This window comes from Micromonospora sp. NPDC050397, assembly GCF_044901685.1.
GTDB lineage: Bacteria > Actinomycetota > Actinomycetes > Mycobacteriales > Micromonosporaceae > Micromonospora_G.
The window spans coordinates 283,737-309,690 of sequence record NZ_JBJDPS010000002.1 but is presented as its reverse complement, the minus strand read 5'-3'; the positions used below and the strand labels follow the sequence as shown (position 1 = coordinate 309,690).

The following is a 25,954-nucleotide window of genomic DNA, read 5'->3' as shown; positions in this document are numbered from 1 at the left end:
AGGTTACGCCTCGGCGCCCAGCGGATCGGTGCCGATCAGCGCGTCGACGAACTGGGCCGGGTCGAACGGGGCCAGGTCGTCCGGGCCCTCACCCAGGCCGACCAGCTTGACCGGCAGCCCGAGCTTGCGCTGTACGGCGATCACGATGCCGCCCTTGGCGGTGCCGTCGAGCTTGGTCAGCACCACCCCGGTCACGTCGACCACCTCCATGAACACCCGGGCCTGCTCCAGCCCGTTCTGCCCGGTGGTGGCGTCCAGCACCAGCAGCGTCTCGTCCACCGGGCCGTGCTTCTCCACCACCCGCTTGACCTTGCCCAGCTCGTCCATCAGGCCGACCTTGTTCTGCAACCGGCCGGCGGTGTCGATCAGCACCGTGTCCACGCCGAGGTCGATACCCCGCCGGACCGCGTCGAACGCCACGCTCGCCGGGTCGGCGCCCTCCGGCCCCCGGACCACCTCGGCGCCCACCCGGCCGCCCCAGGTGGTGAGCTGCTCGGCGGCGGCGGCCCGGAAGGTGTCCGCGGCACCGAGCAGGACCGTACGCCCGTCCGCGACCAGCACCCGGGCGATCTTGCCGCAGGTGGTGGTCTTGCCGGCACCGTTCACCCCGACCACCAGCACCACCCCGGGGGTGCCGTCGTGCGCGGTCGCCCGCAACGACCGGTCCAGACCCGGATCGAGCGCGTTGACCAGTTCGACCGCGAGCAACGTACGCAGCTCGGTGGCGCTGCGGGTGCCGAGCACGGCGGTCCGCTCACGCAGCCGGCCGACGATCTCCCTGGTGGCGTCCACCCCGACGTCGGCGGTGATCAGGGCGTCCTCGATCTCCTCCCAGACCTCCTCGTCGAGGTGGTCCCGGCTGAGCAGGCTGAGCAACCCCTTGCCGAAGACGTTCTGCGACCGGGAGAGCCGGGCCCGCAGCCGGACCAGCCGGCCGGCGGTCGGCTCCGGGCGCTCGATCGTCGGCGCCGGCTCGGCCGGGGGTGCCGTCGGGGGCGCCACCGGCTCGGCCGGCGGCGGCGCGGTCACCGTGCCGGTGCCGGCCAGTTCCCCGGGCGGTGCCTCGAGGACCGGCCCCTCCTCGGTGGGGCGGGTCCGCACGCTCGTGTCCGGCAGCGGTGGCTCGGGCTTGCGCCGCAGCCTCGGCACCACCAGGCCGACGGTGCCGAGGAGCAGCACACCCAGCAGGATCAGCGCGAGAACGAGGTACTCCATGCGGGAATCCTGACAGATGGACGCGACGCCGGCCCAGCCGCCGCTCCCGACAGGGGCGATGGAGATCACCGGTACCCTCCGCCGAAACCCGGGTGGCGTGATCACCCGCAGGGTAGGAAGGATGAATCCACCCACCCCCTCGGAGGTCCAGCCATGCCCGTCACCCGGTTGCTGATCGGTCCGCTGCTGCGTCGAGTGGTCGACACCCGGGCCACGGTCTGGGTGGAGACGAGCGCGCCGACCGTGGTCACCGTCCGCACCCCGGACGGCGCCAGCGGTACGTCCCCCACGTTCAGCGCCTTCGACCACCACTACGCCCTGGTGGTGGTGGAGGGGCTCACCCCGGGCAGCACCAGCACGTACGAGGTGTGGCTGGACGAGGAGCGGGTGTGGCCGATGCCCGAGTCGACGTACCCGCCGAGCGTGATCCGTACCCGGTCGGCCGACGACGACCGTGAACCGGTCCGGCTGATCTTCGGCTCGTGCCGGGAGACCACCCAGCACGCCACCGCGCGTCGCCTCCCGCCGGACGCCCTCGACGCGTACGCCCGGCGGTTGATGGCCGGCGCCGACCCGAGCGCCCTGCCCGACCTGATGGTGCTCCTGGGCGACCAGGTCTACGCCGACGTCACCTCGCCGACGGTCCGCAAGCTGCTCAGCCGACGCCGCAACCGGCCCCGGAACGCGCCGGCCGACCAGGTGGTGAGCTTCGACGAGTACACCAAGCTGTACCTGGAGTCCTGGCGCGACCCGGAGATCCGCTGGCTCTTCTCCACCGTGCCGAGCGTGATGATGTTCGACGACCACGAGATCATCGACGACTGGAACACCTCGGCCCGGTGGCGGGCGGAGGTCGCGCGGCAGCCGTGGTGGCCCGAGCGGATCGCCAGCGGGATCGCCTCCTACTGGGTCTACCAGCACCTCGGCAACCTCTCCCCGGACGAGGTGGTGGGCGACCCGGTCTACGCCGAGGTCACCGCCGCGTCGGACGCGACCTCGGTGCTGCGCGAGTTCGGCGCCCGGGTGGACGCGCACGTGAGCGAGGCGGCGGCGGAGAGCGGCGCCGACCCCGGCGCCGACCCGTTGGGCGGGCCGGTCCAGGTCGGGCGCTACCAGTGGAGCTACGGGCTCGACATCGGCCGGACCCGGCTGGTGATGCTGGACAACCGGTGCGGCCGGGTGCTCGACCGGACCCGCCGCTCGATGCTCTCGCCGGAGGAGTGGACCTGGTTCGTCGACCGGGCGCACGGAAGCTACGACCACCTGGTGGTCGGGTCGTCGCTGCCCTGGCTGCTCCCGCCCGCCGTACACCACGTCGAGTCGTGGAACGAACGGATGGCCGACTCCCGCCGGCCCCGGGTGGCGGCGCTCGCCGAGCGGCTGCGCCGCGCCTTCGACCTGGAGCACTGGGCCGCCTTCGACCGCTCGTTCGAGGCCCTGGCCGCGCTCTTCGCCCGGCTCGGCACCGGCCAGACCAGCGGCGTCGTCGGGTCCGGGTCCGGGTCCGGGTCCGGGTCCGGGTCCGGGTCCTCCGACGGCGGCGAGGTGCCGGTCGGGGCCGGTCCGGCGTACCCGGCACCGGCGTCGATCAGCGTGCTCTCCGGCGACGTGCACCACTCGTACGTGGCCCGCGCGCGCTTCACCGCCGAGGTACGCACCCCCGTGCACCAGTTGACCTGCTCGCCGATCCACAACCAGGTGCCCGCCTTCATGCGCCCGCTGCTGAAACTCGGCTGGTGGGCCGGGCCCGCGGGGGCCGCGCGGGCGCTGGCGCGTACCGCCGGGGTGCGCCGGCCGGGGGTGCGGTGGCGGCGGTTGACCGGGCCGTACTTCGGCAACGCGATCAGCACCCTCGCGCACACCGGCCGGCAGGCCGACGTGGTGATCGAGGGCACCGGCAAGGACGGGACGCTGCGTACGGTCGGTCGGAAACGACTCAGCACCGGGAGTTGACCGGCACCCCGGTCGGCGCCTCGCGTACGGTCACGGAACAGGCGACATCTTCCGCCCCACGTAGGAGGGTCCCGTTGGAGCAGGCCGGCACCTCACCGTTCGAACGCGGCACCGACGGCCCGAAGGTGGTGCTCGCCGGGGTCGACGGCACGGTGACCTCGATGCGCGCGGTGGCGTACGCCGCCGGTCTGGCCCGCCGCCAGGGCAGCCGACTGGTGGTGGTCTTCGTGGCCGCGCCACCCGTGCTCGCCTCGCTCACCCCGGGCGCCGGCGACCAGGTGCAGGACGCGCTCGAAGAGCTCGGCGCCGAGCTGCGCGAGGAGATCGGCACCGCCACGACGGAGCTGGGCGTACCGCTGACCTTTCTCGGCCGGCGCGGCGACCCGTACGCCGAACTGCGTACGGTCGCCGACGAGCTGAAGGCGGACATGGTGGTGGTCGGCGCCTCCACCCAGGCCGGGCACCGACTGGTCGGCTCGATCGCCGCCCGGCTGGTCAGGTCCGGTCACTGGCCGGTCGTCGTCGTCCCGTAGCGGGTGCCGCGCGAGCGGTCGGTCGGCATCCCGCAGCGCTCGCCGCGCGAGCGGTCAGTCGGCGAGCGCGGCCCGCAGGTACGTCAGGTCCGCCGGCCCGCTCCACCGGTACGCGGACAGCCCGGCCGCCCGCGCGCCCCGCACCGAACGGTCGTCGTCGTCGACGAAGAGCACCCGCCCCGGTGGGGTGGCCAACTCCTGGCAGGCCCGCTGGAAGAACTCCTTCGCCGGCTTGTGCACGCCGAGCACGGACGAGTTCAGCACCAGGTCGACCTCCTCGGTCAACCCCAGCGCGGTCAGGTCGGCGTCGAGCCGGTCGGTGGCGTTGGTGGCCAGTGCCACCGGGTGGCCGTTTCCCCGTACCTCCCGGACGAAGGCGAGCACGTCCGGGTCGACCGCGCCCCGGTACGCCTGCCACTGGTCGACCGCCGCGATCGCCCGCTCCCGCCCGCCGGCCGGCTCGGCCAGCGCCTCGGCCACCCCGGCCATCCAGTCCAGGTGACTGACCCGGCCGGTGACCGCCGGTTGGAGCAGCGACCACCGCGTCGCCGTCTCCAGCAACGCGCCGGAGGGCAGCCCGAACTCCCGCTCCACCGCCTCGCCGACCGCCGGATCCCACTGCCGCAGTACGCCGTCCAAGTCGACGAGCAGCGCCGTCGCCCGCTCCCGAGCCATCAGTCCTCTTCCCTGCTGAGCCGCTGGCTGATCACCTCGGTGACCCCGTTGCGCATGGTGACGCCGTACAGCGCGTCGGCCACTTCCATGGTGCGCTTCTGGTGGGTGATGATAATGAGCTGGCTCTTCTCCCGGAGCTGGGCCATCAGGGTGATCAGGCGACCGAGGTTGACGTCGTCGAGCGCCGCCTCCACCTCGTCCATGATGTAGAACGGGCTGGGCCGGGCCCGGAAGATCGCCACCAGCATCGCGACCGCGGTCAGCGACCGCTCCCCACCGGAGAGCAGCGACAGCCGCTTGATCTTCTTGCCCGGCGGCCGGGCCTCGACCTCGACCCCCGTGGTGAGCAGGTCGTCCGGGTCGGTGAGGATGAGCCGCCCCTCACCGCCGGGGAAGAGCACGGTGAAGACCTGCTCGAACTCGCGGGCGGTGTCGGCGAAGGCGCTGGCGAAGACCTCCAGGATCCGGTCGTCCACGTCCTTGACCACGGTGAGCAGGTCGCGGCGGGTCGCCTTGAGGTCCTCGAGCTGCTCGGAGAGGAACTTGAACCGCTCCTCCAGGGCGGCGAACTCCTCCAGCGCGAGCGGGTTCACCTTGCCGAGCAGGCCCAGCTCCCGTTCCGCCTTCGCGGCCCGCTTCTCCTGCACCGGGCGCTCGAACGGCACCGGTTCGGGCACCGGCGTGCCGTCCCGTTCCGCCGCCGCCAGATCGGCCGGCGTGGGCGGTACGAGCTGCCGCGGCCCGTACTCGCTGATCAGCGTCTCCACGTCGAGGGCGAAGTCCTCGGCGGCCTTGATCTCGAGCTGCTCGATCCGCATCCGCTGCTCGGCGCGGGCGACCTCGTCCCGGTGCACCGCGCTGGTCAGCCGTTCCAGGTCCGCGCCGAGCCGCTTGGCCGCGCCGCGTACCTCCTGGAGTTCGGCCTCGCGGGCGGCCCGGGCCCGGGCCACCTCGTCCCGGGTCCGTTCGGCCTCGCCGAGCGAGACCACCACCCGGGTCAACGCCTCACGGGCGCCGTACTCGACCGCGCGGGCGATCGCCGCGCCCCGGGCACGGGCGGCCCGGCGGGCGGCGGCCCGTTCCCGGGCGGCCCGCTCGGCGTTCGCCTGCCGGGTCAGCGAGTCGGCCCGGCCGGCGATGGCGGCGACCCGCTCCTCGGCGGTACGCACCGCGAGCCGTACCTCCATCTCGTTCTGCCGGGCCGGCGGCAGGTAGCGCGCCAGCTCGTCCCGCTCCTCGGTGGACGGCTCGGCGTCGATCGGGGTCGCCTCGGCCAGCCGCAGCCGTTCCTCCAACTCGGCGAGTCCGGCCAGGTCCCGGTCGCGCGCCTCCTGCGCCTTGGCCAGGGACTGGGCCAACCGGTCGGTCTCGGCCTTGGCGGAGCGGGCGGCGGCGCCGAATTCGGCGAGCCGGCGGGCGGCGGCGTTGCGCTGCCCCTCGGCCTCCCGCTTGACCGCGGCGGCGGCGGTCACCGCGTCCTTGCGCTCGGCCACCTCGGCCCGGGCGTCGGCGAGCTGTCCGGCCAGCTCGGCGATGGTCTCCTCGGCGGCGAGCCGGTTGGTCCGGGCCTCCTCGACGGCGGCCTGGACCTCGATGAAGCTCGGCGCCTTGGCCGAACCGCCGGCCGCCGCGTAGGCACCGACCACGTCCCCGTCCGGGGTGACCGCGCGCAGCTCCGGGTTCGTGCCGACCAGCCGGGTCGCCGCCTCCAGATCACCCACGAGTACGACGTCCCGCAGCGCCCGGTGCACCGCCGGGCGGATCTCGTCCGGGCAGTCGACCAGGTCCGGTGCCCATCGGGCGCCCTCGGGCAGGGCCGGGCGGAGCGCGTCCAGCGAGCCGATCATGCCCGGTCCGGCGGCGCCGCCGACCAGCAGGCTGGCCCGCCCGGCATCCTGGATCTTGAGCAGGCGCATCGCCTCGGCGGCCTCGTCCACCCCGCTCACCGCGACCGCGTCGGCGAGACCACCGAGCGCGGCGGCGAGCGCCGCCTCGTTGCCCGGCGCCACGGTCAACATCCCGGCGAGCCCGCCGAGCAACCCCGGCACCTGGTCCGCCCGGGCCAGCAGCGCCCCGGCGCCGTCCTTGCGGCGCAGCCCCATGGCCAGCGCCTCCTCGCGGGCCTTCCAGGTGGCCGCGTCCTTCTCCGCGCGCCGCTCGGCGTCCGACAACGCCCGTACGGCGGCGTTGGCCGCCTCGTGCGCGGCCTGCGCCTCGGCGTGCCGGGCGTCCAGGTCCGCGTTGTCCCGGTCGGCGGCGGTCGACTGGGCCGCCACCGCGTCCACCTCGGCCTGCGCCCGCTCGGCCCGCCCCCGGGCGTCGTCGTGCGCGGCGGCCAGCCGCTCGATCTCCTCGGCGGCGGTGCCGGTACGCGCCCGCGCCGAGTTCACCTGCCCGGTCAGCCGGGCCAGCCCCTCGCGCCGGTCGGCGATCGCCTTGGCGGCGGTGACCAGGGCCCGTTCGGCCTCGGCGAGCTGCCGTTCGAGCTGCTGGCGGCTCTCCACCGCCTCGGCCAGCCGGATCTGGTCGTCGGTCAGCGCGGCCCGCAGCTCCTCCTCGTGCGCCCGGACCGACTCGGCCTCGGCGGCGAGCTGGTCCGGGTCGCGGCCGGGTCGCTCGTCGTCCGGGGTGGCGCTCAGGTGGCGCAGCCGCTCCCGGGCGAGCTGTTCGGTGGAGCGGAACCGTTCCTGGAGCGTGGAGAGCTTGTACCAGGTCTCCTGGGCCCGGGTCAGCAGCGGCGCGTCCTCGGCGAGCGCCGCCTCCAGCTCGGCCAGCCGGTGCTGGACCTCGGTGTGCTCCGCCTCGACCTGCTCGCGTCGGTCCCGCAGCGCCGCCTCGTCGGCGATCTCCTTGTCCAGGGTGGTACGCAGGGTGGCGAGGTCGTCGGCGAGCAGCCGGAGCCGGGCGTCCCGGAGGTTGGCCTGGATAGCGGCGGCCCGGCGGGCCACCTCGGCCTGCCGCCCCAGCGGCTTGAGCTGGCGGCGCAGTTCCGCCGTGAGGTCGGTGAGCCGGTTCAGGTTGGTCTGCATCGCGTCGAGCTTGCGCAGCGCCTTCTCCTTGCGCTTGCGATGCTTCAGTACGCCGGCCGCCTCCTCGATGAACGCGCGCCGGTCCTCCGGCTTGGCGTGCAGTACGGCGTCCAACTGGCCCTGTCCGACGATGACGTGCATCTCTCGGCCGATGCCGGAGTCGGAGAGGAGTTCCTGGATGTCGAGCAACCGGCAGGAGTTGCCGTTGATCTCGTACTCGCTCTCGCCGGAACGGAACATCCGGCGGGTGATCGAGACCTCGGTGTAGTCGATCGGCAGTGCGCCGTCGGTATTGTCGATGGTCAGTGTCACCTCGGCCCGACCGAGCGGTGCCCGACCGGCGGTACCGGCGAAGATGACGTCCTCCATCTTGCCGCCGCGCAGCGCCTTCGCGCTGTGCTCGCCGAGCACCCAGGCGATGGCGTCGACGACGTTCGACTTGCCGGAGCCGTTCGGCCCCACCACGCAGGTGATGCCCGGCTCCAGCCGTAGCGTCGTCGCGGAGGCGAAGGACTTGAACCCCTTCACCGTCAGGCTCTTCAGATACACGTTGCCGATCCTCGTCCGGCGCGGACGCCGGTCTGTCGGGCGGCCGTGGCGCGATCCGGCCGCCGGGACTCGTCACCGCCGAGGTCGTCTGGGCCGGCCGGCCACTCCCGGCTGCGGGGACCTGGTCAACCCGCAGCGTAACCCGAACCGGTGTCGGAGCCGACGTGGCACGCACCCGTGAGCGGGTTCATTGCCTGGCCGGGAGCCTACGAAGCCCCGTACGCCATCCCGGACCGCTACGCCGGGTGACGACCGGGGCGGGAACGGGGTGTCCCGTTCCGGACAAAAAGCTGCGCGCCGCCACAAATGTGTCGGCGCGCGATCGGTGCTGGTGCGATTCAGTGGTGCAGACGGTGGGCGCCGGTCCCCGGCGCCCTCGCGCTCAGGTCAGTGCCGGTTCGGCCAGCCGCAGCAGGTCGTCTGCCTCGGCCACCGCCGCTTCGAGCCGATCGTTGTCGGCCCGCAACCGGGTGATCTCGAACTCGAGTGCCTGAACCCTGGAACGCAGTCGGGTGACCTCGTCGAGCAGGCGCCGGTCGGGCGCCGCACCCACGTGGCCGTAGAGGGCCTTCGCCATATTGCGTCTCCTTGTAATGCGCTGCCGGAAAGGCCGGCCAACGCGCGCCCAACTCGTTCGCGACTTCCTACCCGCAGGAACACGCGGGCATGATCGGGCGCGACTGGCGACACCTATATAGTGTGCCGATGTCCCCGCTTCGTCAAGTTGGACCGGGCGCAGATCACTCTCATGTCAACCGGTTTGCTCACCGAAGGCCGCCACGAGGCACGAACAAGATCGCTGTTCGGACACTCGAAGTTTAACTCCGCCTGGTCATCCGGATACCAGCCGCTGTCTTAGATCTTCCTTAGCCACGTTGCCCGCCCGACCGGGCTCCACGTAGCGTCCGCACCGGCCCACTCCCCCACAGAAGCCAGCCGGAGGCGTACGCGGTGCACGGGCGAACCGAACGAAGGGCGCACGGTGGCGGGGCCCAGCGGCACTCCGCCCCGGAGCACTTCAGCGGCCGGCACCGGGGCCCGAGCCGGCTGCCGGGACCGGTCGGCCTCGCGACGACGGTCACCGTGCTGCTGGTCATGCTCGGCGTCGGTGCCGCGATGATGCCGATCGGCCTGGCCAGTTCCCCGGAGGCGGCCCCGGCCGAGCCGACCGGCAGCGTCCCGGCCGAACCCTCCGGTTTCGGGATACTCGGCAACGCCCCCACCCCGAGCGCCCGGCCCACGCCCAGCGCCCGGCCGACCCCCTCGCCGGCCCGCCCCACCCCGTCGCGTACGCCCAGCCGGGCGCCGAAGGTGGCGAGCAAGGCGGACAGCCGCGAGGAGCAGGTGGTCGAGATCGTCAACCAGGAGCGGGCGGCAAACGGCTGCGGTGCGGTGTCGATCAACAGCAAGCTGGCCGAGGCGGCCCGGCTGCACAGCGAGGACCAGGCGGTCCACGACAAGATGTCGCACGACGGCAGCGACGGCAGTTCGTTCGTCGACCGGGCCCGGGAGGCCGGCTACACCAGCCCGATGAGCGAGAACGTGGCCATGGGCTACGCCACCCCGACCTCGGTGATGGACGGCTGGATGGACAGCTCCGGTCACCGGACGAACATCCTCAACTGCGGCGCGCGGGCGATCGGGGTCGGGATCGCGGCCAACTCGGCCGGACGCCTCTACTGGACCCAGGTCTTCGGGTCCGTGGCCTGAACCGCAAGCCCGGCACGGGCAGGCCGGGCACGGTGGCGGCCGTGCCGTACCGGCGGTTGGATCGTTGAACCCCGACGAGGGGGTGTGCTGCTCTTGACAACCGCGGCCCACTGATCCATGCCCGGGCGGGCACCCGGACACCGGTTCCGACCGCGACCACCGGCCGGAACCGGTCGCCGCACGGCCCGCTCCGCCCTCCTGCGCCCGCCGACCCGTCCCGTACTCCCGCCGCTCCTGGTCGCGCTGCTGGTGGCGGCGCTGGCGGGGTGCGTACCGCAGTGGGCCCGGCCGGTGGCGATCCCACCCTGGCCGCTCGGCCCCACCCCCACCTGGCAGTGGCAGTTGCGTGGCGAGTTCGACCCGAACGTGGACGCCGAGGTGTTCGTGCTCGACGCGTTCCGTACCCCGGTCGAGGACATCCGGCGGCTTCGCGAGCGGGACCGGCGGGCCGTCTGTTACGTCAACGTCGGCAGCTACGAGCCGGACCGGCCGGACGCGGAACGCTTCCCGGAGACCGCGCTCGGCGCGGCGGCGTACGGCGACGGCGAGCGCTGGCTCGACATCCGCCAGTGGTCGGCGCTCGAACCGGTCCTCGCCGACCGGTTCCGGCTCTGCTACGGCAAGGGTTTCACGGCGGTGATGCCGGCGAACATGGACGGGTACGCCCAGTCGTCCGGCTTTCCGCTGACCTTCGACGACCAGCTCGTGTTCAACCGCCGGTTGGCCGCGCTGGCCCGCTCGGCGAAGCTCTCCCCCGGCCTGACCAACAACCTCGAACAGGTGGTGGCCCTGGAGCCCTCGTTCGACTTCGCCGTCAACGAGGAGTGTTTCCACCGGGCCGAGTGCGACCAGTTGCTCCCCTTCGTCGAGGCGGGTAAACCAGTCTTCCAGGTCGAGTACGACGAACTGCTCGAGGAACACTGCACCGACGCCCAGGGCTACGGCTTCGCCACCATCCGCAAGGAGCGCGATCTCGGGGCCTGGCGCGACCTCTGCCCCGCCGTCGTACCGGCCCGCTGACCGCGCGGTCGTACCGGCCCGTTGACCGCGCCCTCTGTCGCCATCGTGACTTTCGACGTCGCGGTCGCAATCGGTCGACGCCGGTGGGCGTGACAAATGCACGGCCCTGGCACCCAGGGCCACACGCCTGGGGAGAGACGATCATGACGGAGAAACCGGTGCGAGCCGGTGCGACCGACCCTGCCCCGAACGACGGAGCGGGGGCGGAAAACGCGGAGGTCGACGCCGCCGGACGGCAGGGATTCAACAGCTTCTACGAGGGGTCGTACCGCCGGCTGACCGCCCAGATCCACGCCTACCTCGGCGATCGCGCCGAGGCGGAGGACATCGTCCAGGAGGCGTTCGTCCGTGCCTGGCAGCGGTGGCCGACGGTCTGTCGGTACGACGATCCGAGCACCTGGGTCCGAAGGGTGGCCTGGAACCTCGCCACCAGCCGACTGCGACGACTGACCGTCGCCGCGCGGATCCTGCGCCGGCAGCCACCACCGGCGCTCAGTCCGCCACCCAACCCGGACCACGTCGCCCTGGTGGCGGCACTGCGGCGACTACCCGACCGGCAGCGCCGCGCGGTGGTGCTGCACTACCTCGCCGACCTGCCGGTGCTCACCGTGGCCGAGGAACTCGGCGTACCGAAGGGCACCGTGACGTCCCTGTTGTACCGGGGTCGCAACCAGCTCGCGGCCTACCTGACCGAAGCCGAAGCGACGTCCGTCCCGGCCGCGCAACCCCACCACGACCTACCGAGGCGGTGACCGCCATGTCCAACCTTCCTCCCGAGACCGACCCGGACCAGGATCCGAGGTCGGGTGCCCTGTTGAGGTCCTACCGGGACACCGCGCACGAGGCGGTCGCCCTTCCACCGGCGAGTTGGATCGCGACCACCGCCCGACACCGGACCCGCCGACGTACGACCGTCGGGGCGTCGCTCTCGGTCGTCCTCGTCGCCGCCAGCGGGAGCCTGCTCACCTGGCAGGCCGCCGCGAACCGTCCCCAGCCCGCACCGCCGTTGCCGACACCCTCGGTGTCGGCCACCGGGACGCCCTCCCCGAGCCCGTCCAGCAGTCCACCGTCGGGCACGCCGAGCACCACGCCATCCGGGAGCGCGGCACCGGGCAGCGCGGGACGAACGAGCCAGTCGGGGATCACCGACATCCGGCAGGTCGACTGGAGCCGTACGACCATCAAGCTCCCCGCCGACCCCGGCGACTCCGACTGCCCGACCGGCCGGTTCACCAGTCGGGGCGAGCGGACCGAGATCGGCTCCCGCTGGATCTTCGTGGAACGAAAGGCACTCGCCCACGGCGACCTGGACCGGGATGGGCAGGTCGAAGCCGTGCTCGCCTTCACCTGCGGGGTCACCTCGCTCGACGGTGGTGACGGCTCGGGCCAACTCCTCGTGGTGACCCTGCGCGACGGCGAACTGGTCGGCCTGGACTACGTCGGACCGCCGGGCCAGGACTACGGCCCGGTGAAGGTGTCCGGCGGAATCCTCACCGCCACGATCTCGCAGCGCTACCAGGCGAATCCGGTCCCCCAGCAGCGCGGTTACCGCTGGAACGGCACCAGGTTCGTCCAGGTGAGCGGCCCCACCGCGTTCCCCGAGCCGACCGGCTAGGCCGGACCCGGCCCCGTCCCCGCCCGCCGGCTCAGTTCACGGCGGTGGCGCGGGGGCGGGGCTGGCAGCGCGGGCAACTGAACGAGGAGCGGTTCATGAACGACTCCCGCCGAATCGGGCTGCCGCACCGGTTGCAGGGCAACCCCTCCCGCCCGTACGCGTTCAGCGACCGGTCGAAGTAGCCGCTCTCCCCGTTCACGTTGACGTACAACGCGTCGAAGCTGGTGCCGCCCTGGGCCAGGGCCTCGCCGAGCACGTCCCGGACGTGGGCGAGCAGCCGTCGGGCGGCCGGAGCGGTCAACGCGTCCGCCGGCCGGGCGCCGTGCAGCTTCGCCCGCCAGAGCGCCTCGTCGGCGTAGATGTTGCCGACGCCGGAGATCAGCGTCTGGTCCAGCAGCGCCCGCTTGATCTCGGTGCGCTTGCGTCGCAGGGCGGCCACGAACTCGTCGTCGGAGAAGTCGGGGTCGATCGGGTCCCGGGCGATGTGCGCGATCTCCGCCGGCAGGTCGGCACCGCCCTCCGAGACCGAGAGCCCGCCGAAGGTGCGCTGGTCGACGAAGCGGAGCTCGGGGCCGTCGTCGTCGAAGCCGAACCGGATCCGCAGGTGGGTCTCGTCCGGCGTGGTCGCCGGTTGCAGCAGCAACTGCCCCGACATGCCGAGATGTCCGACCACCGCGTCACCGCTGTCCAGCGGCAGCCAGAGGTATTTGCCCCGCCGTCGGGCGTCGACCACGGTCCGACCGGCGAGGACCGCCGCGAAGTGCGCGTCGCCGGCCAGGTGTCGGCGTACGGCACGCGGGTGGCGCACCTCGACGGTGGCGATCCGGCGCCCGGTGACCCACTTGGCCAGTCCCACCCGGACCGTCTCCACCTCGGGCAGCTCAGGCACGCTGATCGTCGCCTTCCGGAGCGGTTCCGGCGGTGCCCGAGCCGGCCTCGCCGGGCGACACCGCACCGGGCCGCACCTCGGCCGACGGCACCTCGGCGGGCTCCGTCGTCGCCGGCTCCGACTCCGACGGCCCGGCGGAGCCGTTCGACGCCGCCGGTTCGGCGGAACCGTTCGACGCCGCCAATTCGGCGGAGCCCTTCGGCGCCGCCGGTTCGGCCGGCTCGGAGAGGATTCGCCAGGCCGCCTCGGCGGCCCGCTGCTCGGCCTCCTTCTTGCTCCGGCCGTCCGCGCCGCCGTACCGCCGACCGGCGACCACCACCCAGGCGGTGAACGTCTTGGCGTGGTCCGGGCCGGTGTCGTCGATCCGGTACTCCGGCACGCCGAGACCGAGCGCCGCCGTCAGCTCCTGGAGGCTGGTCTTCCAGTCCAGGGCCGCGCCCCGCCCGGCCGACTCCGCCATCAGCGGGTCGAACAGCCGGTGGATCACGATCCCGGCGGTGTCCAGGCCGTACTGGAGGTAGATCGCGCCGAGCAGGGCCTCCAGCGTGTCGGCCAGGATGCTCGCCTTGTCCCGGCCACCGGTGGTCTCCTCGCCCTTGCCGAGCAGGAGGTACGGGCCGAGACCCTCCGGGCCGAGACCACGGGCGACGTCGGCCAGCGCGCGCATGTTCACCACGCTCGCCCGCAGCTTGGCCAGTTGCCCCTCGGGCAGGTCCGGGTGGTTGTGGAAGAGGGCGGCGGTGATCACCACACCGAGCACCGAGTCGCCGAGGAACTCCAGCCGCTCGTTGGTCGGCAGGCCGCCGTTCTCGTACGCGAACGAGCGGTGGGTCAGCGCCCGCTCCAGCATCTCCGGGTCGAGACTGACGCCGAAGGCCGCCTCCAGGTACCCGATCGGGGCGCGACGGCGCCTGTCGTTGGTCATGCGGCCACCTCGGTATCGGTCATGGAGTCTCCTCGGTCCGCTGGTCTGCGCCATGATCGGCCCGGCCCGAGCCCTCGGCACCCGATCCCGGGCCGGTCGGGTGACCGGTCCGGGCCTGGTCGGCGAGGAGCCCCGAGATCGCCGCGGTCGCCCCACGCCGGTGCAGGTGGGCGGCGAGGGCGATCCCCGACGCGAGATCGTCGTCGCGGGCCGCGCCATGGCAGACGACGACCGTACCGGCCACCCCGAGCAGGGCGGCAGCCCGGGGCGCTCCCCCGCTGGCGGGCGGGCCACCCGCCATGGCGTACGCGCCCTCGATCCCCTTGAGCAGGACGTTGCCGGTGAAACCGTCGGTGACGATCACGTCCGCCCGATCGCCGACCGCGACGTCGTACCCCTCGACCAGGCCGACGTAGTGGGCTCCCGCCGGCAGCGACGCGAGGGTGAGAACGGGATCGGCGGCACGCCGGGCCCGGTCGCCCTTGCCCGCCTCGGTGCCGACCGAGAGCAGCCCGATCCGGGGTTCGGCGATGCCGTGCACCACCCGGGTGTAGGCGGCGCCGAGGGCCGCGTGCCGGGCCAGGGTGCCCGGCCGGGCCTCGAGTGATCCGCCGACGTCGAGCAGGACAACCGGTCCGTGCACCGCCGGCAGGGTGGCGACCAGTGCCGGTCGCCGGACGTCCGGCCAACGCCCGAACCCGAGTACGGCCGCGGTCACCGTGGCCCCGGTGGCACCGGCGGAGACCACCGCGTCGGCGCTCCGTTCGACCACCGCCGTCACCGCCGCGCCGACGGTGGTCTCGGTCCGGCTCACCCGCCTCGGGTCGTCACCCATCGCGACGCCGCGCCGGACCGGGCGGACCGAGATCCGGTCCCGGTCGGCCGGGTGCAGGACGCCCAAAAGCTCGTCGGCCGCCTCGGGCGGGCCGACGAGCAGCAGGTGCAGGTCGGGATCGGCGCCGAACGCCCGCAGAGCGCCGTCAACCACGACGGCGGGAGCTCCGTCCCCGCCGAGGAGGTCGACGGCGATCCGCACGGTGCCCGGCTCCACGGGAACACCGGTCGTCGGATAACGACCGGCGCCGGCGGGAGCCGGTGCACCGGGCGATCGCCAGGGCGTGGGCGCGACCCGACCCGGGGTCGGGAGCGTCACTGGAGTTCCGGTGTCAGACCTCGAGGACCTGGCGGCCGTTGTAGGTGCCACAGACGCTGCACGCGGTGTGCGGCAGCTTCGGCGACTTGCACTGCGGGCACGCCACGGTCGCGACCACCGTAGCCTTCCAGTTCGCCCGGCGGGACCGGGTGTTGCTGCGCGACATCTTGCGCTTCGGGACGGCCACGGTTCCTACTCCTCTTTACGGGTCAGTTGCGACAGGCCCGCCCAGCGCGGGTCGACCTGCTGGTGGCTGTGGTCAGCCGGCAGTTCGTCCCAGTGCACGCCACAGTCGGTGCACAGTCCTGGGCAGTCCTCCCGGCACAGCGGGTTGGTCGGCAGTGCGAGCACCACCGCGTCCCGCAGCGCCGGCTCCAGGTCGATCAGGTCGCCCTGCATGCGGCCCACCTCGTCCTCCTCGGTCGTCTCGTCCGTGGTGCTGTTCGCGTACGCGTACAGCTCCTGGATCCGGACGACCACCGAGTCGTCGATCTGGCGCAGGCAGCGACCACACTCGCCCTGCACGGCCCCGGAGACGGTCCCGGAGACGTATACGCCCTCGGACACCGACTGGAGACTCAGGTCGAGGCTCAGGTCCGCGCCCTCCGGCACGCCGATCATCTCCAGGCCGAGGTCCGCTGGCGCCGGTACCACCCGCGTGACCGTACGCAACGCACCAGGCCGACGCGGCAGTTCCCTCGTGTCGAGGACCAGCGGCGACCTGGGATCGAGTTGGCTTGGCAAGTGTTTGGGCATAATCAGACTCCGGCCTGTTGGAGGCCGACGAAACAGGTTACCTGGCCAGTGGCCCAGCCGTCGAACCGGGGCACCCGCGGGGCACCCTCCGGCCCGCGCTGGCGCCGCCCGGCCGCGCCCGTTCGTCGGTCGACGGTCGTGACGACCGCTCGCGATGGTGACAGCAGCTCACAAAGGTGACGATCAGACTCGCAAAGGTGACGATCAGAACGGCAACGGGCGTTCACTCTCTTCGCCGGCGAAAGTGCCGATCTCCCGCAGGGCGTGCATCTTGTCCCGGCCACGCTCGATCGAGGCGAGCGCCCGGGTGAGGAACTGCTCGAAGTTGGCCAGCGCGGTGTCGACGTAGTCGTCGACCTCGGCCCGGAGCCGCTGCGACTCCGCCCGCGCCTCGGCGATGATCCGGGCACCCTCGTGCTCGGCCGAGACGGTGATCTCGTTCACCGAGACCAGCCGGGCGTGCTCCGCCTCGCCCTCACTGATGATCCGGTCGGCTTCCCGCTTACCGGCATCCATGATGTTGTCCCGCTCTTCGAGCAGCGCGGCCGCCCGGCGCAGGTCGATCGGGAGCTCGGCGCGCAGCTCGTCGAGCGCGGCGATGAACTCCGCCCGGTCGACCATGCAGTTCGTGCGCGACATCGGGACGGAGCGTGCCGTCTCCACGATGTTGATGAGATCGTCGATGCGGTCGAGCGGGTCCACCGGTACCTCACTCCTGTCGTTCGTCTGCCGACCTACCATGATGCGGCGTGCCACCAGGTTGCTGCTCAACCAATGATGCGGTGCCTGAGGGACAAGGGGACCAAACTGCCCGGCGCGGCGCGCCACACAACCGTCGCCGGGTGCGGTAGGTGCGCTCAGTAAAGCGCACGTCGCGCTCCGCCGCCGACCAGCCTCAGGCCGGGGTGGTCGAGTTCAGTCGTTCCCGCAGCGCCCGCCGGACCAGGTCCGGCACGTGCGGGGAGACGTCGCCGCCCCACTTGGCGACGTCCTTGACCAGGCTCGAGGAGAGGAACGAGTACGTCGGGTTGGTCGGCATGAAGAGGGTCTCGACCCCGGCCAGCCCGATGTTCATCTGCGCCATCTGCAACTCGTAGTCGAAGTCGCTCACCGCCCGGATCCCCTTGACCAGGACGGACGCCTGCTGGGCGCGGCAGAAGTCGACCAGCAGACCCCGGAACGAGGCGACCCGGACGTTGTCGTACGGCGCCGTCACCTCGCGCAGCATCGCGATCCGCTCGTCGACCGTGAAGAGCCCACTCTTGGACTGGTTGATCAGGACTCCGACGACCACCTCGTCGAAGAGTCGACTGGCCCGCCCGATGATGTCGAGGTGGCCGTTGGTGACCGGGTCGAACGAGCCGGGACAGACCGCACGTCTCATGATCGGCGACCGTACCAAAGAGTGGTCTCTCCGTAACGCCTACCGCGCTCGGGAGTGATCCCCTGCACCCACTCGACCGGGCCGGTACGGGTGGACCGCTCCACCACCACCACCGCCTCCGGGGCCAGCCAGTCCCGGTCGACCAGCGCGGCCAGCATCGCGGTGATCTCCTCGTCGGTGACCGCGTACGGCGGATCGGCGAAGACGATGTCGTAGGGGCCGCCGTCCGGGCCGCCCGCGAGCACCTGGGCGACCTTTCCGGTGACCAGCCGCGCCGCCGGGGTGGCCCGCAGGGTGGCGAGGTTGTCCCGGGCGATCCGGGCCGCCCTCGGGTCACCCTCCACCAGCAGTACGTGTGCCGCCCCCCGGGACAGCGCCTCCAGCCCCACCGCACCTGAGCCCGCGTACAGGTCGGCGAAGCGGGCGCCGTCCAGGTCCAGTTGGCTGTCGAGCGCGCTGAACAACGCCTCGCGTACCCGGTCCGAGGTCGGCCGGGTCGACGCACCCGGCGGGGCGACGATGCGCCGACCGCCGAGGGTTCCGGCGACGATCCGGGTCACCGCGACCTCCCGCTCTCCGTGCCGCTCTCCACGCCAAGACGGTACGCCGACCGTCCGTAGGCGGTCCGCGACACCACCCTTCGACCGAGAGGGATCTTCCGGGTACGAGTTGTTGATCAAATATCTCAAGTTGGCAACAGCGCGGGTGGAATGGTCTCAAAACTGTCTCGATACGCCCGTAATCGGTAGTGTCTGGCGCTGTGCCGGCTCTGCCCTGCCGGCGCACGGCGCGGGGTGGTGCCCCCGCCGGCCGCGTCGTACTCGCGGCGATCGTCCGGGCACCACGCCTCCCGCGCGAAATCGTTTTAACCCCTCAGGAGTACGCGTGTCCCTTCCCAAGCTGTCGCTCCGGCGACCGCTCGCCATCCTCGGGGCCGGTTTCATCGGTCTCGCCGCGACGTTCGCCGTCGCCGGACCGGCAAGCGCCCACCACTCGGAGGTCAAAGGCCAGTTCGAGTGTGACGTGAAGACCGGTGAATACGTCGGTCACTGGAGCATCGACAACGTTGGCACCTCTGGGGTCGACAACTACCGTTTCATCCTCGTCGAAGGTAAGAAGTTCGTCGGCGACCAGGCGACCGACGTCACCATCCCAAACCTGTCGGTGACCCCGAAGGGCGCGGACCCCCAGTACCCCCGGACCGTCGGCAAGTTCAACACCGCCGAACTCCGCTACCCGGGCGACACCACCAAGCTCTCGCTGTCCGTCCAGGCCCAGTGGGAGAACAAGTGGACCGAGGAAGAGCCGAAGGGTGACGTCGTCAACCTCGGCGGCAACTGCAAGGCGCCGGAGCCGGAGGAGGAGCCGAAGAGCCCCAAGCCGGACGCGACCGTCAACCAGGAGTGCGACGGCATCGTCGAGGTGACCCTGAGCAACGGCAAGGACGCCACCGCTCCGGCGAAGTTCACCGTCACCGGCACCGATGGCTACAAGGAGACCGTCACCGTCCCGGCGGACAAGACCGAGACCGTCAAGGTCCCGGCCAAGAACGCGGGCGACGTCAAGGTGACCGCCGAGGGTCTCGACAAGCCGCTGTTCGACGGCAAGCCGGCCGAGCCGGAGAACTGCGTCGCGCCGGGCGAGCCGTCCTCGAGCTACCAGTCGACCTGTGACGACCTGGTCTACGAGATAGTCAACCCGGCCGATGGCAAGACCATCGAGGTCACCCTGACCCCGAGCAAGGGCGAGCCGCAGAAGCTCGTCGTGGAGCCGGGCAAGACCGGCGTCGCGAAGTTCCCCGCCTCCGAGGGCCTCACCCTCACCCCGAGCGGCGAGGGCTTCGAGAACGCCAAGCCGATCAAGTGGGAGAAGCCGACCACCTGCACCAAGGGTGGCGCGGGCGGCGGCGAGGACGAGCTGCCGCTGACCGGTGCCGCCGCCGGCGGCATCGCGGCGACCGCCGTGGTTCTGCTCGCGATCGGCGTCACGCTGTTCGTGGTGTCCCGCCGCCGCCGGATGCGCTTCACCGCCTGAGCCCGGTTCCAACGGCTTATCGCACGAAGCGAGTCGGATAGGTAACAGATCCACTCCCGCTCCATCAGCCTGAGGGCGCGTCGACCATCCGGTCGACGCGCCCTCAGCGTTTTTCCGGCACATGCATCCGCGCACTGTGGACGGAGGCGGCGATTACCTGGAGCAATTCAGCAGACTACAGCGAGCGACCGAATCTCGCCGCGCGCGAATTCCGCAGAAACCCGAGGCATATCAGTTATCTCGAATGTATAACGGATTCCTTAACTGCCGCTCAAGGCTGTTCCTTGTCGGCCGATATCGCTAAGGTCGGGCGCTGTGCCGGTGCGTTGTCATCGGCGTACGACGGCAGGGAGGCGACAACGTGAGTCGCGTCTATGTGGACAGCGGCCGTTCCGTCACCTCAGCGCCGTGCCCTGAAGCTTCCACCCCTCAGGAGTACCCGTGATCCGTCCCAAGCTGTCGTCTCGGCGACCGCTCGCCGTGCTGGGAGCTGGCGTTGTCGGCCTCGCCGCAGCGCTGGCCGTGGCCGCCCCGGCGAGTGCCCACCACAGCGAGGTCGTCGGCAAGGCCGAATGCGACACCACCACCGGCGAGTTCGTCGTCGAGTGGACCGTCAAGAGCATCGCCCCGGCCAACGTGAGGAAGTTCAGGCTCACCGACGTCCTTGCCAAGAAGTGGGTCGGCCAGCAGCAGACCCAGGTCCAGGTTCCCGGCATCGAGGTGACCGAGGACTACAAGTACGACGCCCAGGGATCGATCACCGGGACACACCGCGTGCCGGGGAACAGCACCAAGGCGTCACTCCAGGTCAAGGCCGAGTGGGACGCCACGAACAAGCCGCACGACGCGCAGTGGAAGCGGGACGACGTACCGCTCTCCGGCCTCTGCGTCATCACCACACCGCCCGAGACCCCGCCGGCCACGCCCCCTGTCACGCCGCCGGTGACCCCGCCGGTCACGCCTCCCGTCACGCCGCCGGTGACCCCTCCGACCCAGCCGAAGGGCCCCAAGCCGACGGCTGACGTCGAGACCGACTGCGACGGCGCCGCAATCGTGACCCTGGCCAACGACGACGACGCCACCGCGTCGGCGGTCTTCGTCGTCACCGACGGCACCGGGACCGCCGGAGAGCCGATCACCGTCGAGCCCGGCGCGGACAAGGTCGTCGAGATTCCGGCCGACAAGGCCACCCGGATCAAGGTGACCGTCGAGGGCCAGCGCGAGCCGCTCTTCGACGAGGAACTGACGGCCGACGCGAGCTGCATCGAGGCGACGTACGAGGCAACCTGCGAGGACCTCACCTTCACCATCACCAACCCCGCCGAGGGAAAGACGGTCAACGCGACCTTCACCCCGAACAGCGGTGACAAGAAGACGCTGACCGTCGAGCCGGGCAACAGCGGGACCGTTACCTTCGCGGGCACCGAGGGCCTGGTCGTGACCGGCGACATCGAGGGCTACGAAGCCGGCGAGCCGATCGCGTGGAACGACGAGAAGCCCGAGGACTGCGGTGGTGGCGGCGGTGGCCTGCCGGTGACCGGTGCCGCCGCCGGTGGCATCGCCGCCGGGGCCCTGATCCTGCTCGCCGCCGGTGTCACGCTCTTCGTGATCGCCCGCCGTCGTCGGCTGACCTTCACCGCCTGAGCCTGAACCAACCGCCCGCGGGCGCGTCGACCACCCGGTCGGCGCGCCTGCGGTGTTTTACGGCCGTTGACGCTTCCGCGAGCCTTTCCCGAAGGCGGTCAGCCCTTCTCCAGGTACTCCGCGCGTTCGGCGTCGACCAGGGTGGCCACCGAGGCGGCCAGCGCCGGGTGCCCGGCCAGTTCCGGATCCTCCTCGACCAGGGAGATCGCCTCGATCCGGGCGTCCCGGATCAGGTCACTGTCCCGCAGCAGCGACAGCAGCCGCAGGTGCGAGCGCCGGCCGGACTGGGTGGCGCCGAGTACGTCGCCCTCGCGGCGCTGCTCCAGGTCGAGTTCGGCCAGCCGGAAACCGTCCGAGGTGGAGGCGACGGCGTCCAGCCGCTCCCTGGCCGGCGAGCCCTCCGCCGCCTCGGAGACGAGCAGGCAGAGGCCGGCGGCGGAGCCCCGGCCCACCCGGCCCCGGAGCTGGTGCAACTGGGAGACACCGAACCGGTCGGCGTCCAGCACGATCATCACGGTGGCGTTCGGTACGTCAACCCCGACCTCGACCACCGTGGTCGCCACCAGCACGTCCAGCTCGTTGGCGGCGAAGGAGCGCATCACCGCGTCCTTCTCGTCCGCCGGCAGCCGACCGTGCAGGACCCCGATCCGCAGGCCGTGCAACGGGCCCTCGGCCAACAGGGGTGCCACCTCGGTCACCGCCAGCGGTGGGCGCTTGGCGGACTCGTCGGAGGGTGGCTCCTCCTCCGAGCCGGGACCGTCGCCGATCCGCGGGCAGACCACGTACGCCTGGTGGCCGGCGTTGACCTCCTCGCGCAGCCGGCGCCAGGCCCGGTCGAGAAAGGCCGGCTTCTCGGCCACCGGAACCACGTGCGAGGCGATCGGCGACCGGCCACGCGGCAACTGCGCCAGGGTGGAGATCTCCAGGTCGCCGTAGACGGTCATCGCGACCGTACGCGGGATCGGGGTGGCCGTCATCACCAGCACGTGCGGCGGTTGCTCGGCCTTGGCCCGCAGGGCGTCGCGCTGCTCGACCCCGAACCGGTGCTGCTCGTCGACCACCACCAGGCCGAGGTCGGCGAAGTCGACGCCCTCGTAGAGCAGGGCGTGCGTACCGAGCACGATGCCGGCGTGGCCGGCGGCGACCTCCTCCAGCGCGGCCCGCCGGGCCGCCGCGCCGAGCGACCCGGTGACCAGGGCGACCCGGGTGCCACCGGAGTCGCCGTCCAGCTCACCCGCCCGCCCCAACGGGCCGAGCAGGTCACGCATGCCCCGGTAGTGCTGGGCGGCGAGCACCTCGGTCGGCGCCAGCAGCGCCGCCTGTCCACCGCCGTCCACCACCTGGAGCATGGCCCGCAGCGCGCAGACCGTCTTGCCGGAGCCCACCTCGCCCTGCAACAGCCGGTGCATCGGGTGCGCGCCGCCCAGATCAGCGGCGATCTCCGCGCCGACCGACCGCTGTCCCTCGGTCAGCTCGTACGGCAGCCGCGCGTCGAACGCGGCGAGCAGGCCGTCGTCGCGCAGCGGCCGGGGTCGGGCCGGCGAGGCCGCCGCGCGGTGCTTGCGCTGCACCAGGGTCACCTGTACGGCAAACGCCTCGTCCCATTTCAGCCGGTGTCGGGCCCGGTACAGGTCCTCCTTGGTGCCCGGCCGGTGAATCTCCCGCAGGGCGGTGCCGAGCCCGATCAGGTTCCGAGCGGCTCGCATGGTCGCCGGCAGCGGGTCCTCCGGCATGGTCACGGTGTCCAGCACGACCCGTACGCAGCGGGCGATCACCCAGGTCGGCATCGCCGCCGCGGCCGGGTAGACCGGGATCAGCGCCCCGGCGAACTCCTCGATCTCCTCCCCGGCCGCCACCTCGCCGTCCGCGGCCCCCTCGCCGAGCAGGACGTACTCCGGGCCGTTGAGTTGTCGTTTGCCACGGAACTCGGTGACCTTGCCGGCGAAGAGTCCCCAGCGCCCGGGGCGTAGCTCACGTTCCCGCCACGCCTGGTTGCCGAAGAAGGTCAGGGTCAGCACCCCGCCGGAGGAGTCACCGACCGCCACCTCCAGCAGGTTGCCGCGCCGCTGGCGCATCGGCCGTACGGTGGTGCGCTGCACCTGGCCCAGCACGGTGACCTGCTCGCCGGTCTCCAGGGACCGGATGTCGGTGTGCTCGCCACGCTCGTCGTACCGACGCGGGAAGTGGTAGAGCAAATCCCCGACGGTGTGCAGGTCGAGGTGGCTGGCGAGTGCCTTGGCCGTCTTCTCGCCGAGCGGGATTTTCAGCGGCGTCTCCGACGTCAACGGCTCGGTCATGCCATCTCTCCGCTCGGTCATTCGATCCCCACCAGCAGCGGGTAGAACGGCTGCCCGCCGGGATAATCGTGCACCTCCACGAACGGCCAACGGCCGGATACGTGATCCCGTACGGCTTCGGCTAGCCCGGCCGGCGCGTCGGCCCCGAGCAGGAGCGTGACCAGCTCACCGCCACCGCCCAGCATCCGGTCCAGCAGTGCGACGCTGGTCGAGACCAGGTCGGTGCCGATCAGGTGCACCTCCCCCTCGACCAGGGCCAGTACGTCACCGGGCTGGCACCGTCCGGCCACCGTCAGCGCCTCCCGGCTGGCGTGGCAGACCTCGCCGTACCGGCACGCTCCGGCGGCCTCGGCCATCGCGATCACGTCGTCCTCGAAGCGACGGGCCGGGTCGCGTACGGCGAGCGCCGCCAGCGCCTGCACCGGCGAGCGGGTCGGTACCACGCTGACCTTGATCCCGATCTCGTGCGCCTCCCGGGCCGCGACGCTCGCCACCGCCTGGGTGTCGGGGTCGTTGGGCAGCACCACGACGCGGGCGGCACCGGTCGACCGGATGGCGCCGAGCAGTTCCCCGGTCGACGGGTTGCCCGGGACCACGGTGGCGCCCTCGCCGGTGAGCAGTTCCGCCAGCCCGAGCCCGTCGGCGACCACCACCGCCGACCGCCCGCGCCGCTCGGTCGGCGCTGCCCCGGAACGCCGCGTGGGCGCTGCCCCGGAACGCTGCGCGGACGCTGCCCCGGGACGCTGCGTGGGCGCCGGAGCCGTGGCCGCGGCCGGCACGGCGGCCGGTCTGACGAATCCCGGCGCGGCCTCGGTGACGGCGGTCGCCCGCGCGGCGTGGTCGGCGTCGGCCGGGTGGGCTTCACCCGGCTCGGGGACCGGTCGCAGCTCCTGGTCGGCGAAGCGAACGACGGAGATGTGGTACGGACGACCGGCCTCGACCCCGGCCTCCACCGCCGCCCCGATGTCGTTGACGTGGACGTGCACGTTCCAGGTGCCCACCCGACCCGGTTCGGCCTCGTCGCCGACCACCACCAGGGAGTCGCCGAGCCCGGCCAGCACCGCCCGCATCCGCTCCACCGCCTCGGGCTCGGCGTCGAGCAGGAACTGCACCTCGTAGGCGTACGTCTCGGCGCCGGTCTCGCGGGCGACGGTGACCGGCGGCCGGGGCGTGGGCGGCGCGGCCGCCGCCGGACGTTCCGGCGGTGCTCCGGTGACCACCTCCACCAGCGCGTCCAGCAGCACGCAGAGGCCCCGGCCGCCGGCGTCGACCACGCCGGACCGGGCCAGCGCCGGCAACTGCCCGGGGGTCCGGGCGAGCGCCCGCGCACCGCCGGTGGCGGCCGCCCGCGCGACCGTGGGCAGGTCGTCGGTGTCGGCGGTGGTGGCCGCTTCCGCCGCCGCCGCGACGACACTGAGCACGGTCCCCTCGACCGGCTTCGCCACCGCCGCGTACGCCGCCGTGCTGGCCGCCCGCAGCGCCCGTGCCAGGTCCCGTCCGCGTACCACCGGCTCGGGGGCGAGCGTGTCGGCCAGGCCGCGCAGGATCTGCGAGAGGATCACGCCGGAGTTGCCCCGCGCGCCGTGCAGCGCGCCCCGGGCCATCAGGCGCAGCACCCGGGCGTGCGGGCTCCGATGGAGTTGCGCGAATTCGAGTCGATCGTCCCGTTCCGGCGTGGTGCCGTCCAGGTCGAGGGCGAGCGCCCGCTGCGCCGAGGTGAGCGTGAGCACCAGGTTGGTGCCGGTGTCACCGTCGGGCACCGGGTAGACGTTAAGCTCGTCGATCTCCGCCCGGTGCCGTTCGAGTGCCGCCAGCCCGCCCGCGCACCACCGCCGGAAGGCGGCGGCGTCGAGGGTCTCCAGCACGGCGTGAAGCCTACTGGCGACGACCGACGCCCGCCGTACGCCGCGACGACCACCCCCGTCACGGCGGTACGGCCAGGCCGGGCTTGCCGCGACATGGCCGCCACCTCGGATGCCGGGGCGGAGCCGATTCGCCGGCTGGTGGGGGCATCGGGTAACCTGACCAGGTTGCCCGGACAGCACCCTGCCGGCAACTTCGTGAACGATCAATCCCAGGAGTATCCCGTGGCTAGCGTGTGCGACGTCTGTGGCAAGGGGCCGGGCTTCGGCCACAACGTTTCCCACTCGCACCGGCGGACCAACCGCCGCTGGAACCCGAACATCCAGACCGTGCGCACCCCGGCCGGTGGCGGCAACACCCGCAAGATGCAGGTCTGCACCTCCTGCATCAAGGCCGGCAAGGTCGCCCGCGCCTGACGCGTCCACCGCGTCACGCGGTCCGGCAGCCCGAGAGCGCCGGTCCAGATCGCACGAGCCGTCGGGTCCTTCGGGACCCGACGGCTACTTGTGTTTCCCCGTACCGGCTCGCCAGGCGCCAACCCGAGCCGTCCGACCACCCCCTCCGGGCGAGCCCCAAATCCCGTAAACAAACACCCCCCAACCCCCACCCCACCCCGTTGGTCATGAAGTTATCGCAGCTCGAACAAGATCAAGAGGGCGACAACTTCATGATCAACTACTTCTGGGGGGTCGGGGGCGGCCAGTGGGGGG

Annotated in this window: 22 protein-coding genes and 1 pseudogene; 9 read left to right on the top strand and 14 right to left on the bottom strand. The window is 72.3% G+C overall.

Going from position 1 to position 25,954, the window contains the following annotated elements; translation table 11 throughout:
• Window positions 1–3: 3 nt before the first annotated feature.
• Window positions 4–1,215 (bottom strand): signal recognition particle-docking protein FtsY, encoded by a 1,212-nt coding sequence (gene ftsY / locus ACI2K4_RS07495; RefSeq protein ID WP_404509556.1) that lies wholly within the window; start codon window positions 1,213–1,215, stop codon window positions 4–6.
• Window positions 1,216–1,368: 153 nt separating this feature from the next.
• Here ftsY and ACI2K4_RS07490 point away from each other — a divergent pair, with 153 nt between their 5' ends.
• Both ACI2K4_RS07490 and ACI2K4_RS07485 read left to right on the top strand, forming a co-directional pair.
• The gene (locus ACI2K4_RS07490; protein ID WP_404509555.1) at window positions 1,369–3,168 is read left to right on the top strand and encodes an alkaline phosphatase D family protein; all 1,800 of its coding nucleotides are present in this window, start codon (window positions 1,369–1,371) and stop codon (window positions 3,166–3,168) included.
• Window positions 3,165–3,701 (top strand): universal stress protein, encoded by a 537-nt coding sequence (locus tag ACI2K4_RS07485; RefSeq protein WP_404509554.1) that lies wholly within the window; start codon window positions 3,165–3,167, stop codon window positions 3,699–3,701. The genes ACI2K4_RS07490 and ACI2K4_RS07485 overlap by 4 nt, the downstream gene beginning before the upstream one ends.
• A 54-nt stretch (window positions 3,702–3,755) precedes the next feature.
• Here ACI2K4_RS07485 and ACI2K4_RS07480 read toward each other — a convergent pair whose 3' ends face one another.
• The 3 genes from ACI2K4_RS07480 to ACI2K4_RS07470 all read right to left on the bottom strand — a co-directional run bounded on the left by ACI2K4_RS07480 (window position 3,756) and on the right by ACI2K4_RS07470 (window position 8,531).
• Window positions 3,756–4,376 (bottom strand): HAD family hydrolase, encoded by a 621-nt coding sequence (locus tag ACI2K4_RS07480; RefSeq protein WP_404509552.1) that lies wholly within the window; start codon window positions 4,374–4,376, stop codon window positions 3,756–3,758.
• Window positions 4,376–7,954, bottom strand: coding sequence for a chromosome segregation protein SMC (gene smc / locus ACI2K4_RS07475; protein WP_404509551.1), 3,579 nt, complete (start codon window positions 7,952–7,954; stop codon window positions 4,376–4,378). The genes ACI2K4_RS07480 and smc overlap by 1 nt, the downstream gene beginning before the upstream one ends.
• Window positions 7,955–8,336: 382 nt before the next feature.
• Window positions 8,337–8,531 (bottom strand): hypothetical protein, encoded by a 195-nt coding sequence (locus ACI2K4_RS07470; RefSeq protein WP_121158946.1) that lies wholly within the window; start codon window positions 8,529–8,531, stop codon window positions 8,337–8,339.
• A gap of 374 nt (window positions 8,532–8,905) precedes the next feature.
• Here ACI2K4_RS07470 and ACI2K4_RS07465 point away from each other — a divergent pair, with 374 nt between their 5' ends.
• The 4 genes from ACI2K4_RS07465 (at window position 8,906) to ACI2K4_RS07450 (ending at window position 12,299) form a co-directional block, all read left to right on the top strand.
• Window positions 8,906–9,664 carry a CAP domain-containing protein gene (locus tag ACI2K4_RS07465; protein WP_404509549.1) on the top strand — a complete coding sequence of 253 codons (759 nt, stop codon included), beginning with the start codon at window positions 8,906–8,908 and terminating at the stop codon, window positions 9,662–9,664.
• Window positions 9,665–9,781: 117 nt separating this feature from the next.
• Window positions 9,782–10,684 (top strand): endo alpha-1,4 polygalactosaminidase, encoded by a 903-nt coding sequence (locus ACI2K4_RS07460; protein ID WP_404509548.1) that lies wholly within the window; start codon window positions 9,782–9,784, stop codon window positions 10,682–10,684.
• Between the two features lie 143 nt (window positions 10,685–10,827).
• Window positions 10,828–11,436 carry an RNA polymerase sigma factor gene (locus ACI2K4_RS07455; RefSeq protein ID WP_404509547.1) on the top strand — a complete coding sequence of 203 codons (609 nt, stop codon included), beginning with the start codon at window positions 10,828–10,830 and terminating at the stop codon, window positions 11,434–11,436.
• Window positions 11,437–11,441: 5 nt separating this feature from the next.
• Window positions 11,442–12,299 (top strand): hypothetical protein, encoded by an 858-nt coding sequence (locus ACI2K4_RS07450; protein WP_404509545.1) that lies wholly within the window; start codon window positions 11,442–11,444, stop codon window positions 12,297–12,299.
• A gap of 31 nt (window positions 12,300–12,330) precedes the next feature.
• Here the strand turns inward: ACI2K4_RS07450 and mutM are convergent, their stop codons facing one another.
• The 8 genes and pseudogenes from mutM to rsmD all read right to left on the bottom strand — a co-directional run bounded on the left by mutM (window position 12,331) and on the right by rsmD (window position 17,966).
• Window positions 12,331–13,188, bottom strand: a complete 858-nt coding sequence (gene mutM, locus ACI2K4_RS07445; RefSeq protein ID WP_404509544.1) for a bifunctional DNA-formamidopyrimidine glycosylase/DNA-(apurinic or apyrimidinic site) lyase — start codon at window positions 13,186–13,188, stop codon at window positions 12,331–12,333.
• A gap of 169 nt (window positions 13,189–13,357) precedes the next feature.
• Window positions 13,358–14,113: pseudogene (gene rnc, locus ACI2K4_RS07440) on the bottom strand (ribonuclease III); the annotation flags it as partial.
• A 19-nt stretch (window positions 14,114–14,132) separates the two neighbouring features.
• The gene (locus tag ACI2K4_RS07435; protein ID WP_404509542.1) at window positions 14,133–15,164 is read right to left on the bottom strand and encodes a phosphate acyltransferase PlsX; all 1,032 of its coding nucleotides are present in this window, start codon (window positions 15,162–15,164) and stop codon (window positions 14,133–14,135) included.
• Window positions 15,165–15,279: 115 nt separating this feature from the next.
• Window positions 15,280–15,453 carry a 50S ribosomal protein L32 gene (gene rpmF, locus ACI2K4_RS07430; RefSeq protein ID WP_319458826.1) on the bottom strand — a complete coding sequence of 58 codons (174 nt, stop codon included), beginning with the start codon at window positions 15,451–15,453 and terminating at the stop codon, window positions 15,280–15,282.
• A gap of 5 nt (window positions 15,454–15,458) precedes the next feature.
• Window positions 15,459–16,022, bottom strand: a complete 564-nt coding sequence (locus ACI2K4_RS07425; RefSeq protein ID WP_404509540.1) for a YceD family protein — start codon at window positions 16,020–16,022, stop codon at window positions 15,459–15,461.
• 204 nt (window positions 16,023–16,226) lie between these two features.
• The gene (locus ACI2K4_RS07420; protein WP_121158938.1) at window positions 16,227–16,724 is read right to left on the bottom strand and encodes a hypothetical protein; all 498 of its coding nucleotides are present in this window, start codon (window positions 16,722–16,724) and stop codon (window positions 16,227–16,229) included.
• Between the two features lie 193 nt (window positions 16,725–16,917).
• On the bottom strand, window positions 16,918–17,406 hold the full coding sequence (gene coaD / locus ACI2K4_RS07415; RefSeq protein WP_404509537.1) for a pantetheine-phosphate adenylyltransferase: 489 nt from the start codon (window positions 17,404–17,406) through the stop codon (window positions 16,918–16,920).
• A complete protein-coding gene (gene rsmD, locus ACI2K4_RS07410) occupies window positions 17,403–17,966 on the bottom strand; it encodes a 16S rRNA (guanine(966)-N(2))-methyltransferase RsmD (RefSeq protein ID WP_404509535.1) in 564 nt (187 codons plus the stop codon). Before rsmD ends, coaD begins: the two co-directional genes overlap by 4 nt.
• A gap of 325 nt (window positions 17,967–18,291) precedes the next feature.
• Here rsmD and ACI2K4_RS07405 point away from each other — a divergent pair, with 325 nt between their 5' ends.
• Window positions 18,292–19,440, top strand: a complete 1,149-nt coding sequence (locus ACI2K4_RS07405) for an LPXTG cell wall anchor domain-containing protein (protein WP_404509534.1) — start codon at window positions 18,292–18,294, stop codon at window positions 19,438–19,440.
• Between the two features lie 441 nt (window positions 19,441–19,881).
• Complete coding sequence (locus ACI2K4_RS07400; protein WP_404509532.1) at window positions 19,882–21,084, top strand: cell wall anchor protein; 1,203 nt, start codon at window positions 19,882–19,884, stop codon at window positions 21,082–21,084.
• A 98-nt stretch (window positions 21,085–21,182) separates the two neighbouring features.
• Here the strand turns inward: ACI2K4_RS07400 and recG are convergent, their stop codons facing one another.
• Both recG and ACI2K4_RS07390 read right to left on the bottom strand, forming a co-directional pair.
• On the bottom strand, window positions 21,183–23,381 hold the full coding sequence (gene recG, locus ACI2K4_RS07395) for an ATP-dependent DNA helicase RecG (protein WP_404509531.1): 2,199 nt from the start codon (window positions 23,379–23,381) through the stop codon (window positions 21,183–21,185).
• A gap of 17 nt (window positions 23,382–23,398) precedes the next feature.
• Window positions 23,399–25,246: a DAK2 domain-containing protein gene (locus tag ACI2K4_RS07390; protein ID WP_404509529.1), complete on the bottom strand. Its 1,848-nt coding sequence runs from the start codon at window positions 25,244–25,246 to the stop codon at window positions 23,399–23,401.
• Window positions 25,247–25,468: 222 nt separating this feature from the next.
• Between ACI2K4_RS07390 and rpmB the strand changes: the two genes are divergently transcribed.
• Window positions 25,469–25,660, top strand: a complete 192-nt coding sequence (gene rpmB / locus ACI2K4_RS07385) for a 50S ribosomal protein L28 (protein WP_121158930.1) — start codon at window positions 25,469–25,471, stop codon at window positions 25,658–25,660.
• Window positions 25,661–25,954 lie beyond the last annotated feature (294 nt).